The sequence below is a fragment of the Acidobacteriota bacterium genome, from assembly GCA_035471785.1.
Lineage (GTDB): Bacteria > Acidobacteriota > UBA6911 > RPQK01 > DATIPO01 > JANQFM01.
Window position 1 is genome coordinate 38,182 of record DATIPQ010000005.1, and the last position, 14,367, is coordinate 52,548.

At 62.3% G+C, this 14,367-nt stretch carries 15 protein-coding genes; 6 read left to right on the forward strand and 9 right to left on the reverse strand.

Annotated features, from left to right (window positions below; all coding sequences use genetic code 11):
* The first annotated feature begins 31 nt into the window (after nt 1–31).
* Nucleotides 32–805 (forward strand): tryptophan synthase subunit alpha, encoded by a 774-nt coding sequence (trpA, locus tag VLU25_00460; GenBank protein HSR66385.1) that lies wholly within the window; start codon nt 32–34, stop codon nt 803–805.
* Between the two features lie 66 nt (nt 806–871).
* Here trpA and moeB read toward each other — a convergent pair whose 3' ends face one another.
* The 4 genes from moeB to era form a co-directional block, all read right to left on the reverse strand.
* Nucleotides 872–2,014, reverse strand: a complete 1,143-nt coding sequence (gene moeB / locus VLU25_00465; protein HSR66386.1) for a molybdopterin-synthase adenylyltransferase MoeB — start codon at nt 2,012–2,014, stop codon at nt 872–874.
* A gap of 19 nt (nt 2,015–2,033) precedes the next feature.
* Entirely contained in the window at nt 2,034–2,459 is a 426-nt protein-coding gene (locus VLU25_00470) for a M67 family metallopeptidase (protein HSR66387.1), read from the reverse strand.
* Nucleotides 2,460–3,126: 667 nt separating this feature from the next.
* On the reverse strand, nt 3,127–3,645 hold the full coding sequence (locus VLU25_00475) for a DUF4442 domain-containing protein (GenBank protein HSR66388.1): 519 nt from the start codon (nt 3,643–3,645) through the stop codon (nt 3,127–3,129).
* A gap of 13 nt (nt 3,646–3,658) precedes the next feature.
* The gene (era, locus tag VLU25_00480) at nt 3,659–4,561 is read right to left on the reverse strand and encodes a GTPase Era (GenBank protein ID HSR66389.1); all 903 of its coding nucleotides are present in this window, start codon (nt 4,559–4,561) and stop codon (nt 3,659–3,661) included.
* Nucleotides 4,562–4,657: 96 nt separating this feature from the next.
* Here era and VLU25_00485 point away from each other — a divergent pair, with 96 nt between their 5' ends.
* Together VLU25_00485 and ruvC are read left to right on the forward strand one after the other, a co-directional pair.
* On the forward strand, nt 4,658–5,407 hold the full coding sequence (locus VLU25_00485; protein HSR66390.1) for a YebC/PmpR family DNA-binding transcriptional regulator: 750 nt from the start codon (nt 4,658–4,660) through the stop codon (nt 5,405–5,407).
* 157 nt (nt 5,408–5,564) lie between these two features.
* The gene (ruvC, locus tag VLU25_00490; GenBank protein HSR66391.1) at nt 5,565–6,083 is read left to right on the forward strand and encodes a crossover junction endodeoxyribonuclease RuvC; all 519 of its coding nucleotides are present in this window, start codon (nt 5,565–5,567) and stop codon (nt 6,081–6,083) included.
* Here ruvC and amrB read toward each other — a convergent pair.
* Complete coding sequence (amrB, locus tag VLU25_00495; GenBank protein ID HSR66392.1) at nt 6,031–6,834, reverse strand: AmmeMemoRadiSam system protein B; 804 nt, start codon at nt 6,832–6,834, stop codon at nt 6,031–6,033. The genes ruvC and amrB overlap by 53 nt on opposite strands.
* A gap of 32 nt (nt 6,835–6,866) precedes the next feature.
* Nucleotides 6,867–7,313, reverse strand: a complete 447-nt coding sequence (locus VLU25_00500) for an Hsp20/alpha crystallin family protein (GenBank protein HSR66393.1) — start codon at nt 7,311–7,313, stop codon at nt 6,867–6,869.
* Between the two features lie 137 nt (nt 7,314–7,450).
* Here VLU25_00500 and clpB point away from each other — a divergent pair, with 137 nt between their 5' ends.
* The gene (clpB, locus tag VLU25_00505) at nt 7,451–10,081 is read left to right on the forward strand and encodes an ATP-dependent chaperone ClpB (protein ID HSR66394.1); all 2,631 of its coding nucleotides are present in this window, start codon (nt 7,451–7,453) and stop codon (nt 10,079–10,081) included.
* Between the two features lie 173 nt (nt 10,082–10,254).
* Here the strand turns inward: clpB and VLU25_00510 are convergent, their stop codons facing one another.
* Genes VLU25_00510 through VLU25_00520 form a run of 3 tightly spaced genes read right to left on the reverse strand, consistent with a single transcriptional unit; the run spans nt 10,255 to nt 12,634 of the window.
* Complete coding sequence (locus tag VLU25_00510) at nt 10,255–11,004, reverse strand: hypothetical protein (GenBank protein ID HSR66395.1); 750 nt, start codon at nt 11,002–11,004, stop codon at nt 10,255–10,257.
* A complete protein-coding gene (locus tag VLU25_00515) occupies nt 10,997–11,761 on the reverse strand; it encodes a hypothetical protein (GenBank protein HSR66396.1) in 765 nt (254 codons plus the stop codon). The genes VLU25_00510 and VLU25_00515 overlap by 8 nt, the downstream gene beginning before the upstream one ends.
* 12 nt (nt 11,762–11,773) lie before the next feature.
* Nucleotides 11,774–12,634 (reverse strand): ABC transporter ATP-binding protein, encoded by an 861-nt coding sequence (locus VLU25_00520; protein HSR66397.1) that lies wholly within the window; start codon nt 12,632–12,634, stop codon nt 11,774–11,776.
* 132 nt (nt 12,635–12,766) lie between these two features.
* Here VLU25_00520 and VLU25_00525 point away from each other — a divergent pair, with 132 nt between their 5' ends.
* Nucleotides 12,767–13,198 (forward strand): secondary thiamine-phosphate synthase enzyme YjbQ, encoded by a 432-nt coding sequence (locus VLU25_00525; protein ID HSR66398.1) that lies wholly within the window; start codon nt 12,767–12,769, stop codon nt 13,196–13,198.
* 24 nt (nt 13,199–13,222) lie between these two features.
* The gene (locus VLU25_00530) at nt 13,223–14,332 is read left to right on the forward strand and encodes a site-2 protease family protein (GenBank protein ID HSR66399.1); all 1,110 of its coding nucleotides are present in this window, start codon (nt 13,223–13,225) and stop codon (nt 14,330–14,332) included.
* Nucleotides 14,333–14,367: the final 35 nt, after the last annotated feature.

Genomic DNA, 14,367 nt, shown 5'->3' on the forward strand with positions numbered 1-14,367 from the left:
GCGCAGGTTCGAGAAAGGACCGGGAACCAAGATGTCGAGACTGTCCGCAGCCTTTCAGAAACAACCCAAATGCTTCATCCCTTTCGTCACCGCCGGACATCCCGACCTGGAGACGACTGAAGAGATCATCGTGGAACTGGTGGCAGCCGGGTCCGACATCGTAGAGATCGGCATCCCCTTTTCCGATCCCATCGCCGACGGCCCGGTCATCCAGCGCTCCTCCTTTCAGGCTCTGCAGCACGGATACTCCATGAGCGATTTCATTCACATGGTGGGACGGGTGCGGGCCAAGACCGACGCCGGACTCCTCTTCATGAGCTACATCAACCCGCTGATGCGCTATGGACTTGAGCGCCTCGAAGAAGAAGCCGCCCGATCAGGACTGGACGGGCTGCTTATCTCGGACTTGACTCCCGAGGAATACCGGCTCATGCAGCCCTTGGAGAAGCTGGACACGGTCTTTCTGGCCGCGCCCACCTCCTCGGACCAGCGCCTGCAGAGCATCGCCCGGGTCAGCCGGGGCTTTCTCTACCTGGTGGCCCGAACCGGCGTGACGGGAAGTCACACCGAGGTGGGGGAAGAAATCGCCTCCACCGTGGCGCGCTTGCGCCGCTACACCGACACGCCCATCGCCGTCGGCTTCGGCATCGATTCCCCGGAGGCGGTGCAGCGGGTGTGGGAGCAGGCCGAGGGCGCCGTGGTGGGTTCGGCCATCGTCCAGTTCATCGAGGAACACAAGGGCGAAGCCGAGTTGCCCAAGCAAGTCGGCCGCTACGTGCGCCAACTCATCCCCGACGTCAGGTAGCACACGGTCGGTCCTTGAAAGCTGGGAGCGCATCCTTGCGGCGATCTGCACAACGCCTCAAGCCTCTCAATACTTGGCAATGGAAGGATCGACTTGATCCGACCAGGCCAAGATGCCTCCGGCCAGGTTGCGGACGCGTCTAAAGCCGTTCTCCAGCAACCTCTCGGTGGCGTCCGCGCTGCGCGCTCCGGAGCGGCAGAAGACCACGATGTCCCTGTCGGGATCGAGTTCCTCCATCCGCTCATCCAGCTCGGGCAGCGGGATCAGCGCCGAAGCCGCTTCCAGCTTGGCGATATCCAGTTCAGGCGGATTGCGCACGTCGAGGACGAACAGGTCTTTGCCGGCATCCAGTTCCTCTTTCAATTGACGCGGACTGACCTCGGGCACTCTGGTTTCTTGCTCGTGATTCCTCATTCCACAAAACCCCTCATAGTCGATCAGATTGCTTTGGGTGGGATGATCTCCGCACACGGGACACTCGGGATTGCGCTTGATCTTAAGTTCGCGGAAGCGCATGGACAGCGCGTCCACCAGCAGCAGGCGTCCCGCCAGCGGCCGGCCGCGGCCCACTATCAGCTTGATGATCTCGGTGGCCTGGATCACTCCCAACAAACCCGGCAAGATGCCCAGCACGCCTCCCTCGGCGCAGGAGGGCACCAGTCCCGGATCGGGCGGTTTGGGAAAGAGGCAGCGGTAACAGGGGCCTCCCGGCAAGCCGAACAGCGAAGCCTGTCCCTCGAAACGGAAGATGCTGGCGTAGGCGTTGGGCGTGCCCGTCAGCACGCAGGCGTCGTTGACCAGGTAGCGGGTGGGGAAGTTGTCGGTCCCGTCGGCCACCATGTCGTAGTCTTCGATGACTTCCAGCGCATTGCTCGAATCGAGGCGCATCTCATGGGTCACCACTTCCACCTCGGGGTTCAGATCGCCCAGCCGCTCCCGCGCCGATTCCAGCTTGGATCGCCCCAGACGGGAAGTGCCGTACAGGATCTGCCTTTGCAGGTTTGAAGCGTCCACTACGTCGAAGTCGACGATGCCCAGGCGCCCCACGCCGGCCGCCGCCAGGTAGAGGGCCAGCGGAGAGCCCAGTCCGCCGGCGCCCACGCACAGCACAGAAGCCTGTTTGAGCTTCTTCTGCCCTTCCATTCCCACTTCGGGCAGGATCAAATGCCGGCTGTAGCGCTCCAGTTCGGCGCGGCTCAACTCGCTCATGGCTCCAGCATAGCAGGATTCAGGTGCAGATAATTTCCACCTGGTCGGCTGAAGGGCGCAGCCTCCAGGCTCTGCTCTGGCGGGCCTGGCCGCGCCTGACGCTGAAGATCCAGTAGACGAGTTCGGGCCAGGCCATCTTCAGGTCGAAGCGGGACGGCTGAGGCGGTGCGTCGGGATGGGAATGATAAACGCCTACGACGTGCAGGCCTTTCTTGCTCAGGGCGGAGTGAACCCGGCGATGAAAGCCGGGTGCGATGGTGAAGCGGGAACCCCTGCCCTCTTCCCCATCCTGCGGCCACGAGTTGGGGGCCGGGAAAGCCTCCGCCACCTGGACGGTCTCTCCCTCCCGCCTTCCTCCCAACAGGCCGCAGGCCTCCTCAGGATAGGCGTCTTGCACACGTTCGGTAATGGAGGCCATCAATTGGCGGGAGACCTTCAACTGCACCAGGGCAGTATCTCACAGTCAGAAAGTGAAAAGGCCCGCAGGGTGCTTGCGGGCCTTTTCGGTTTCCAATCGGTATGGAATCGATCGCACTCGACGCGGCTGCCTTTCGGGGTCGTCGAATCGCGCCCACCGCATTAGGGTGTGGAACGGCGGTATCGGGTTGCGACTCGCCAGCCTCTCCGGCTCTGCAGCGCAGGTCCCTTAAGGGGAAGGGAAACAGGCCTGCGCTAAAGGCCACGTCAAGCTTTTCTATTCTGTGCCGAATTCCCTTTCCTGTCAATAAGTTTATGCCCATAGAAAGGGTTTTGGCTTCTTGCGCGCACTCTCAGCCGTTGGCCCGGGTGCTGCCGATCGACCGGAGAAAGGAGGATTACGCTAAGCCTTGGGGGAGATGGCAGGGGCGAGAAGGGCTTGAGCTCGCTAGGGTAGGTAGGGTTGCCTTCCCGCCCCCCGTTTCATCCATCAGGAGGCACCGCCATGAATGGCGATGACTTTCATAAGAGTTAGACGGTTTTCTGCGGAAAAAGTTCGTATGAATCTCCAGTTTTTTCCTCGAACTGCCGAAAAATCGCCGTCACAAGGCCGTGAAATGGCCCGAATCTTTTGACGGCGTGGCAGGCGGAGGACTGTCTCGGGCGGCTCCTGGAACCCATTCCAGACTTGGTCTTCAACGGGTTTGACGCTTCTTGAAGGACCATGTGAAGGCGAAGCGGGCCACCACGGTTCCGTCCTTGAGACGACCGACGGTTTCCACCCTGGCGGTGGCCGGCTCGCCCTCTTGCAAGGTCTGAGATACGGCCCTGGCCAGGGCCTCTCCCTGCTGGCAGGTGAAGAAGGTGGTCCCCGTGGCCTTCTTTTCGAACTCGGCTTCCAATCCCACTATGAGCATGGCCACCGAAGCGGGCGCCAGACGCACCTGCAGATCGGCCAGCAAGCCGGTGGAAAGCTCGGCCGCCATGGAGAGAGCAGCGAAATAAGTGGAGCGGAAGGGATTGGTGGTGCGCCATCCGTAAGGCACTGAGACCCGGCAAGAGGACTCGTCCAGGTCCCTCACCCGCAGCCCCGCCATCAAGGCCAGCGGCAGCTTGGTCAAGAAGAAGAGGCGCAAGTAAAAGGGACTGCGCACCTTCTCGATCATCGATTGCACCGTGCTGCGCTGAGCGGGGGCGGCTTCTGCTTTGTCCATGGCTGTGTTCCTCTCAGCGGCCGATGACGCCCATTTGGTCGAGGAGGCCTTCGCGGTCGCGCCAGCCGGCTTCTACCTTGACGTTGAGGTCGAGGTAGAGGCTCTTGACCTCGAGCATGCGCTTGAGCTCCTTGCGGGCTTCGGTGCCGATCCGCTTGATCATGCGTCCGCCCCGCCCGATGACGATTTTCTTGTGGTTGGGCTTGTCGACCAAAATCGAGGCCGTGATGCGCAGGAAGCTTTCCTCCTCCTGGCGACGGCTCTCGTCGAACTCCTCGATCACTACGGCGGTGGAGTAGGGAATCTCTCGGCGGGTGTGAGCCAGAACCTTTTCGCGGATGATCTCGGAAGCCAGGAAGCGCTCCTGCTGATCGGTGAAGTAGTCTTCGGGAAAAAGCCAGTCCGACTCGGGCAGATGCTCGGCGATGCGCTCCAGCAGCACCTCGACGTTGTCGCCCTGGGAGGCCGAGATGGGGATGATCTCCTGGTAGGCGAAGCGCTCGTTGTAAGCTTCGATCTCGGGCAGCAGACGGCCCTTGTTGACGGCGTCGGCCTTGTTGAGCAGCAGCAGGGTGGGCTTGCCGGCCTGCTTGACCAAATCGACCACGAACTGCTCGCCGCGTCCGTAGGGCTCGGAGGCGTCCACCATGTGAAGCAGCAGATCCACGTCCTTGATGGCTTCGTAGACGGTATCCATCATGATCTGGTTGAGGCGGTAGCCCGGCTTGTGGATTCCCGGAGTGTCGACGAAGATCATTTGTGCCTCCCCGCGGTTGAGGACGCCCAAGATGCGCCGACGCGTGGTTTGGGGCTTGTCGCTGACGATGGCGATCTTCTGCCCCATGAGGTGGTTGAGCAGCGTCGACTTGCCCGCGTTGGGGCGTCCGATGAGCGCGATGTGACCGCATTTGGACATGGCTTCAGTGTATCGGATTTCGCTTCGCCGAGTCGCGATGTCAGCCGCGCCGGCCGTGTTAAAATAGGCGTTTGGACCGACGGGAGCAGAACCAATATGTCAGGACATTCCAAGTGGCATTCGATTAAACATAAGAAGGCGGCGGCTGACGCCAAGCGGGGCAAGCTGTTCACCCGCTTGATCAAGGAGATCAGCGTGGCCGCGCGCCTGGGCGGCGGGGACGAAGATTCCAATCCGCGGCTACGCACGGCGGTTGAGAAGGCCAAAGGCGCCAACATGCCCCAGGACAACATCAAGCGGGCCATTCTCAAAGGCACCGGAGAACTGCCGGGGCAGGTCTACGAACCCGTCAGCTACGAGGGCTACGGACCGGGCGGAGCGGCCGTCTTCATCGAAACGCTGACCGACAACAGGAACCGCACCGTGGCCGAGATCCGTCACCTCTTCTCGAAACATAACGGCAACCTGGCCGAGAACGGGGCGGTGGCCTGGATCTTCGAACGCAAGGGCTACTTCAGGGTTCCTCTGGACGCAGCCGAGGAAGACCAGTTGCTGGAGATTGCCCTGGAAGCCGGCGCCGAGGACATGGAGACGGGCGAGGACGCTTACGAGATCTATTCGCCCTTCGAGCAATTCGATGCGGTGCGCGACGCGCTGGACAAGGCCGGCATCGAGGCCGAAAGCAAAGAAGTCACCATGATCCCGCAGAACTCCCTGGCCCTGGAGGGCAAGCAGGCCCAGCAGATGCTCAAGCTGATGGATGCGCTGGAAGACCACGAAGACGTGCAGAACGTCTACTCCAACCTCGACATCGACGAAGCCGAGATGGAAGCCCTCATGAACTGAGGGGCTGGCCTGGCTCGCCAAAATCCAACTTCCAAAGCCCCCAACTCACAACAGTCGGTCTTGCCCTTTTTTGGAGCCTTTGCGGGTTGGGAATTGGAGCTTGAGAGTTCGAGTCGGCCACGACTCGCATGACAGAGCCGCGTGACAAGATAAGCGGATGAAGGTGTTCGGCGTCGATCCGGGCAGCCGGGTGACGGGCTACGGGGTCATCGAAGCGCAGGGAAGCCGGCTCAAGTGCCTCGACTATGGAAAGGTGGAGGGGCTCAAACGCGGAGACTCTTCCGATTTCGCCCAGCGTCTGGTTCGCATCTACCAAGGATTAAAGCAGCGCATCGCCGAGCACCAGCCCGAGGTGGTGGCGGTGGAGAAGGTCTTTCACGCCGTCAACGTGCAGACGGCCCTCAAGTTGGGCCATGCCCGCGGCGTCATCTTGCTGGCCGCCGCCGAAGCCGGCGTCCCCATCCTCGAATACTCGCCCCTGGAGATCAAGAAGTCGGTGGTGGGCTACGGACGGGCCGAGAAAACGCAGGTGCAGATGATGGTCAAGACGTTGCTCAACCTGCGCCGTACGCCTCAGCCCCACGACGCCGCCGACGCCCTGGCGGTGGCTATCTGCCACAGCTTCAACGGATCACCACGCCGGCGTAGCCGACAACGCTGGAAAATTCCCCGGTAACGTCGCTGGACTGGGCATAGTCGACCACCTCGGCTCTTCGCGCCTCCAGCAGCCTGCACGCCTCCATAATCGCGATCATGGGACCGTATCCGCACATCGAGATGGGCCGTTCCCGCACCTCGCGATAGAGCCCCTGGCAGTCCATTTCACAGATCAGGCGCAGGGCGGCTTGGTCCTTTTGGCGGCCGACCTCGGCGGGCTCGAAGTGGTTCATGTCGGAAGTGGCGATGAGCATGACCGGCTCTTCCGCCTCTTCCAGCACAGCCGCCAATCCGCGTCCCAGAAGCAGCAGGCTCTGCAGTCGCGAGGTTCCCACGGCCACCGGCACGAAGGTGAACTCGTCCAGGAAGTACTGGAGGAAGGGCAACTGCACTTCCACAGAGTGCTCGCGGCGCAGGGCCTCGGGGCTGTCCTGCACGTTCAGGCAGTGGCGTTTGATGGCGCGCGCCAGCGGACGGTCGATCTCAACCTCGCCGAGGGGAGTCTGCCAGCGTCCCAGCGACTGGATGGAAAGCGGGGCGCCCCGTCCCGTGTGGTTGGGGCAGAGCAGGATGAAGCGGCGGGGAAGCTGCAGCCCTGCCAGGGTCTTGCCGATGATGTGGCCGCAATAGCGGTATCCGGCATGGGGCAGCATCACGCCCAAGGCCTTGTGCTTGGAGCGTTGAGGAGGAATGGCCGAGGCTACCTGGCGGCGCAGTTCCGGCGCTTCTCCAGGATAAAAGCTGCCGGCAAAAGCCGCCTTGTGGATCATTTCAATGCCTCCCTCTCTATCTTAACGTCCTCCTAGCTGATTTCAATGCGGCGGGGGCTGAGCTCTCTCTGCTTGGCCAAGCGGATGGTCAGCACGCCGTCGCGCAGCAGGGCGGAAATGGTGTCCGAGTCGAGGTGACCGGGCAGGTTGAAGTGGCGGATGAAGCGGCCCCAGGCGCGCTCGCGCTGATGGTGGACCACTTCGCCCTCGGCCCTCGGCTGCCGCCGCCGCTGCCCGCTCAGGGTCAGCACGTTGCCCGTCAACTGCAGTTTCACGTCCTCTCGCTGCACTTCGGGCAACTCGGCCTTGACCACGAACTCCTCCGCCGTTTCCAGGATATCGACGACGGGGGTCCAGGCCCGCTCGGAGGAAGGTGCGGAGGACTCTTCGGCCGAGGGTCCCGATTGGACGCTCTGCTCCAGGATCTGCTTCATGCGTTGCTGGAGCTGTTTCAACTCTTGAAACGGGTCTTGACTCATGCGGTCACGTCCCTGAAATCAAACTTGAGTCTGTTCTTGTCAACTTTTTTAAGCCCCGGCCTTGCTTCCGGCGCGGTCGGGTCTTAGATAAACTCTCGCAGAAGAGTTTAAAAGAATTCCTTTGAGGACGAAAGTAAATGGATATAAATCGAATGACCGAGAAAGCCCGCCAAGCCCTGATGGAGGCCCAGAGCGATGCCGCGCGCAGAGGCCATCAGCAGGTCGACGTCGAGCATCTGCTGGCCACGCTGCTGGTGCAGCCCAAGGGATTGACGGCTGCCATCCTCAACAAGGCCGACGTCAACGTGGAAGGGCTGCAACAGCGCATCGAGGGGGATCTTGAGCGGCGTCCCTCGGTTTCGGGACCGGGGGCCGAGGCCGACAAAGTTTACATAACCGGACGCCTGAATACCTTGCTGGCCCAAGCCGAGTTGGAGGCCAAGGGCCTGAAAGACCAGTATGTCTCGGCCGAGCATCTGCTGCTGGCCATGCTCGACGACAAGGGCACGGCAGGCATGTTGCTGAAGGAATTCGGCGTGACCCGCGACCGCATGCTCAAGGCGTTGCGCGAAGTAAGGGGATCGCAGCGCATCACCTCCCAGAACCCTGAATCCACCTATCAAGCTCTGGAGCAGTACGGGCGCGACCTGACCCAGGATGCCCGGCGGGGCAAGATCGATCCCGTCATAGGACGCGACGAAGAGATCCGCCGCATCACCCAGGTCTTGTCGAGGCGCACCAAGAACAATCCGGTGCTGATCGGCGAGCCCGGCGTGGGCAAGACCGCCATCGCCGAGGGACTGGCCCAGCGCATCGTCAACGGCGACGTGCCCGAGGGACTCAAGAACAAGCGCATCGTCTCTCTCGACATGGGCGCCCTGATCGCCGGCGCCAAGTACCGCGGCGAGTTCGAGGAGCGTCTCAAGGCCGTGCTCAAAGAAGTGCAGGAAGCCGAAGGAGAGATCATCCTCTTCATCGACGAACTGCACACCGTGGTGGGCGCCGGACGCACCGAGGGATCGATGGACGCCGGCAACCTGCTCAAGCCCATGCTGGCCCGCGGAGAACTGCACTGCATCGGCGCCACCACTCTGGACGAGTACCGCAAGCACGTGGAAAAAGACGCCGCGCTGGAACGGCGTTTTCAGCCGGTGCTGGTCGATCAGCCTTCGGTGGAAGACACCATTTCCATCCTGCGCGGCCTCAAGGAGCGCTACGAAGTGCATCACGGCGTGCGCATCCAGGACGCAGCACTGGTGTCGGCCGCGGTGCTTTCCAACCGCTACATCTCCGACCGCTTTCTGCCCGACAAGGCCATCGATTTGATGGACGAAGCGGCCGCCAAGCTGCGCACCGAAATGGATTCCATGCCGGCTGAACTGGACGAGATCCGGCGCCGCGTCATGCAGCTTGAAATCGAGCGCGAGGCTCTCAAGAAAGAGAAGGACGAAGCCTCCCGCCAGCGCCTCGACAAGCTGGAGGAAGAACTGGCCAACGCCAAGGGTTCCTTCGACGCCCTGCAGGCTCAATGGCAGTCTGAAAAGGAGGCGGTTCAGAAGCTCCGCGACATCCGCGAAGAAATCGAGCGCACCCGCACCGAGATCGAGAAGGCGGAACGCGAATATGACCTCAACAAAGCCGCCGAGTTGCGCTACGGCCGCATGCAGGAGTTGGAGAAGCAGCTCAAGAAGCAAGAGGAAACGCTGCATCAAAAGCAATCCCAGAGCCGTCTGCTCAAAGAGGAAGTCTCGGAAGAGGACGTGGCCCAGGTGGTTTCCCGCTGGAGCGGCGTGCCGGTTTCCCGTCTGATGGAAGGGGAAACGGAAAAGCTGCTTCACCTGGAGGAAGAACTGCACAAGCGGGTGGTGGGGCAGGACGAAGCCGTCCATGCCGTGTCTCAAGCCGTCATCCGGGCCCGCTCGGGACTCAAGGACCCCGAACGGCCCATCGGCAGCTTCATCTTCCTGGGGCCCACCGGCGTGGGCAAGACCGAGCTGGCGCGGGCCCTGGCCCAGTTCCTCTTCGACGACGAGCGGGCCATGATCCGCATCGATATGTCGGAGTATCAGGAGAAGCACTCGGTGGCCCGCCTGGTGGGCGCGCCGCCCGGCTACGTGGGATTCGAGGAAGGTGGCCAGCTCACCGAGGCGGTGCGCCGCCGTCCTTACTCGGTGATCCTGTTCGACGAGATCGAAAAAGCCCACGTGGACGTCTTCAACAGCATGCTGCAGATCCTCGACGACGGGCGTCTGACCGACGGACACGGGCGCACGGTGAACTTCAAGAACACCATCGTCATCATGACCTCCAACATCGGCTCCACCCGCATCCTGGAGTTCCAGGGGGACTTCGAGAGCGAAGGCTATGAGCGCATGAAGACGGAGGTGTTGAGCGAGTTGCGGCGCAACTTCCGGCCCGAGTTCCTCAACCGGGTCGACGAAACCATCGTCTTCCATGCCCTCAGCCGCCAAGACCTCAAGGCCATCGTGACCATCCAACTGGGCTACCTGCAAAGGCGCCTGGAAGACCGCAAGATCACCATCGAGCTGAGCGATGAGGCCGCGGGACATCTGGTGGACGTGGGTTACGATCCCCACTTCGGAGCCCGCCCCTTGAAACGGGCCATCCAGCGCGAGATCGAGAATCCGCTGGGCATGCTGCTGCTCAAGGGCGAGATCGCCGACGGCCAGCACGTCGAAGTCGACCTCAAGTCCGACGGCACCCTGGACTTCGTCCCCGTCATCCCGGCCGAGCCCGTCGAGGCTTAAGGCGAGATTTCATAGGGCGCGCTGACGAAGGGATGGCGGGCGGGATCGAAGTCCTTGCTGTTGCGGGTGATCGGATAAGGGCGCGCCGCGAAATATGGTGTGTCGCTTCTCTGACCCCGTTGAAATGGTCAATCAGAACGAGAGAATGATATTGGTCGTGACTGCCGCTCTTGTCAAGGCCGACGGGCCCAGCGGCGGGAGAGCCAGAGGATCAGGGTTGTCTGGATGAGGAGCGAGATAGCGAAGTAGAGCCAGGCGGTCGTGGGGGTCGCGCCGGAGGCTTGGGCGTCGGCAAGGGTCCAGAGCATTTTGGCAGCCCAGAAGTTGGGGAGGATGCCGAAAGCGAGTTGCAGGGGCGGGTCAACGAAGTAGGCCAGCACAAGCGGCATCTGGACGCCGCTAAGAGCCTTGTAGAGGGCGAATCCCTGCACTTTGTCCTGGGCCCAGGCGGCCAGCGCCAGGGCCATCAGCGGACCGAAGAGGGCGGCGGCCAGGCTGCAAGCCAGCAGTTGCGTCCAGGAGAGGCCCGCCAGCCCCAGCCAACGCACCAGCAGCGCTCCCACCAGGGTGCTGAGCAAGACCGTGTATCCCAAACGGCCCAGCAGGTAGGTGGCGGGATGCAGAGGCGTGACGCTGAGGGCTTCGCGGGTGTGCTGGTCGCGCTCCTCCAGCAGCAGAAATCCCAGCACGAAGCCGTAGCTGCCGGGAAGGATTCCCAGCACCATGACGGCGATGAGGGGTTCGTAGTCCCCCAGCTCGACCTGATAGACCTCGGCCAGCAGTCCGGCCAGCATCGGCAGCCCCCAGACCAGCACCAGAAAGAGGGCCAGGGGAAAGACCACCATCCAGCGCAGCAGGCTGTCGCGCAGCACCAGGCGGCGGTCGATCCCCAGCAGGACGAAGAGGCGCTTGACTTCAGACATTCCAGCCCCCCCGCTGGACGATCCAGCGCCGGTAGGCCTTGCCGCACAGCCAGGCCAATAGCAGCGCCCAGCCGGCCAGGATGGCGGTGTCGGCCAGAGTCCAGATCCAGGCGCGGCGGGCAAACGCTCCCTGCAGCAAACCCATTCCCGCCGCTACCGGATGCCAGGCGGTTACCCAGTAAGGGGCCATCCCGAAGGCGGCCGGGAAGGGAAGAACCAGCCCGGTCGCCCACAGCATGGAAGGAAAGAGGAAGGTATTGACCGAGTCATGGCGGGCGGCCGCCAGGAAGCCCAGCAAAGTCATGATGATCCCCATCCCCATCACGCCCGCGAAAAGAGCGGCCGCGTCAAAAGAGACCCGAAGTCCCAGCAACACCAGCAAGAGGGATTCGCCGGCCACGATTCCCGTCAGGACCAGCGCCTTGGATCCCAGGTAGAAGCCGAAGGGCAGGGGCGTTACCGCCAGGGCCGCCAGCGAACCCTCTTCCTTTTCGAGAATCAGCAGCGCGGCCAGGAAGAAGAACGTCCCCATGAAGAGCTCTCCGAAGATGAGCAGCGGCGCCATGGGGATGCGCATTTCCTGGGGAATCCACTGCAGGACGGCCAGCATCACCGCCACGACCAGGGCCGAAGCGACGATGAATCCCTGCCTGACCTGGATGCGGAGGTCACGCCGCAATGTGACCAGCAGAAGGCGCAGCCGAGGCCAATCCCATGGTGTCTGCAACTGCACGTCCGCCGTTGAACTTGGGCGCATTGAATCCGTCTCCTAGTGCAGGTATTCGCCGGTGACCTCGATGAAGACGTCCTCCAGGGTCGCCTCGCGCGAATGCATGGTGAGCACGCGTCCCGAACGCAACAAGGCCAGGAACTCGGGATTGTCCCCCAGCCCCTCAAGGCTGAAGGCGGCCTCTTCGACTTCCCCCTCGGCCTCGTAACGGAGGTTGACTTCCCTCTTCCCGTGCCTCAGCTTCAAATCTCCGGGGACGCCCACGGTTGAAATACGCCCCTCCACCAGGAAAGCGGCCCGGTGGCAGAGCGCGTCCACCAGGTGCATGTCGTGGCTGGTGAGAAAGACGGTGCAGCCGTTCTCGTTTTCCTGCCTGATCAAGTCCCGCACCAGGCGGGCGTTCTTGGGGTCGAGTCCGGCTGTGGGCTCGTCCAGAAAGAGGACGTCGGGCCTGTGAAGCAGGGAGCGGGCCAGGCTGAGCCGGTTCTTCATGCCCTTGGAATACTCCTCCACCCGCTTCTGGCCTTCGCCTCCCAGCCCCACCCACTCCAATACCTGCTGAGGCGAGCGCCGCTCTCCTTCGAAGAGCGCTCCGTAGTAGCTCAAATTCTCCAGGGCCGTGAGCTTCAAGAAATGGGTTGGATACTCGAAGGAAATCCCGACTCTCTGGTAGAGTCCTCGCCCCCACTTGCCGATGCCTTGTCCCAGGACCGTGGCCTGCCCCTCGAATTCCGGCAGCAATCCGGTCAGGATTTTCTGGGTGGTCGACTTGCCCGACCCGCTGGGCCCCAGGAAGCCGAAGATCTCGCCTTCCCGTATCTCGAAGTCAAAACCCTTCAGCGCCTCCTCGGCCGCGCGGGGATAGCGGAATCTCAAGCCGCTGACTCCAATCACGCTCATCGCCAGTTTCCTTTCTCCCGCCCAAGTCTACGCTCCCGCGGCTCCAGCATTCACTGCCGCTAGTATTCTTTCAAGCGGGCACATGCCGCATCAGTAGCTCCACTGGGAAGCAATCTGTTAAGTTGAGCGGGTATGGCGTGGACGCAAAGACAAGTACGGCTCAAGCCCCGTCGACGCGGGTTTCACCTGATTACGCGGGAGGTCGTGGAGCAGTTGCCGGAGCTGGAGGAGTACAGCGTGGGGCTGCTTCATGTGTTCATCCTCCACACCTCGGCCTCGCTCTCCCTCAACGAAAACGCCTCGCCCGACGTGCGCGGGGACATGGAGCGCCATTTCGACCGCATGGTCCCGGAAAATCAGCCATACTATGAACACACCTTGGAAGGGCCGGACGACATGCCGGCCCACATCAAGGCCTCCTTGCTGGGCAGCGGGCTGACGCTTCCCATCAGCGACGGCAAGTTGAAGCTGGGCACCTGGCAGGGTCTTTACTTGTGTGAGCACCGCAACAACGGCGGCGCCCGCGAGCTCGTCCTCACCCTGTGGGGCGAGAAGCGTAGTTGAACAGGGCTTCGATTCGGATTTGCCATGAAATGGTCTATCAAGCTCGGCCGCCTGGCCGGGATCGACGTTTATATGCACCTCACCTTCGTCCTCATTCTGGGGTGGGTGGGATGGATTTACTACAACCAAACCGGGACTCTGGAGGGGGTTCTCAACGGTCTGGTCCTCATCCTGGCTGTCTTCGGAATCGTGGTTTTGCACGAGCTGGGGCACGCCTTGACGGCTCGCCGCTATGGCATCGAAACGCGCGACATCACCCTGCTTCCCATCGGGGGCGTGGCCCGTTTGGAGAAAATGCCCGAAGACCCGCGCCAGGAACTCGTAGTGGCCTTGGCCGGACCCGCCGTCAACGTGGTGCTGGCCGTCATCTTCATCGCCTCCGTGGTGGGATTGTGGGGCACGGGCCGGCTGCAGGACGTGGAGATGGTCACCGGTTCCTTCCTGACCCAGATGGCGGCCATCAACGTCATGCTGGCCGCCTTCAACATGCTTCCAGCCTTCCCCATGGACGGCGGGCGCGTCCTGCGGGCCCTGCTGGCCTTGCGCATGGACTATGTCAAGGCCACCCAGGTAGCGGCTTCCATCGGCCAGGGCATGGCGCTGCTCTTCGGCTTCCTGGGGCTTCTTTGGAATCCCTTCCTGATCTTCATCGCCCTCTTCGTCTGGCTGGGAGCCAGCGAGGAGTCGGGAATGGTACAGATCAAGTCCGCCATGTCGGGGCTGCCCATTTCCCACGCCATGATCACCGAGTTCCGCACTCTCGAGGCCAGCGACTCGCTGCGCCAGGGAGTCGATCATCTGCTGGCGGGATTCCAGCACGATTTTCCGGTGGTGGACCGCGACGGCGAACTGATCGGCGTGCTGACCCGCTCCGACCTCATCAGCGCCTTGCGCAACCAGGGCGAGGAAACTCGGGTCCACGACGTCATGCAAACCGATTTTCAGGTGGCCGAGCCCAACGAGATGATGGAAACCGTCTTCAACCGCCTGCGCCAATGCACTTGCCGCTCCCTGCCCATCCTCAAGGACGGACGCCTGGTCGGCATGGTGACCATGGACAACCTGGGCGAGTTCATGTCCATCCAAGGGGCCGCCAAGATCGTGGAAAGCGATTCCATGCCTTCAAGCTCATGAGCTCTTCCGGCGCCTGCCCGTTGTCCAGGAACCGA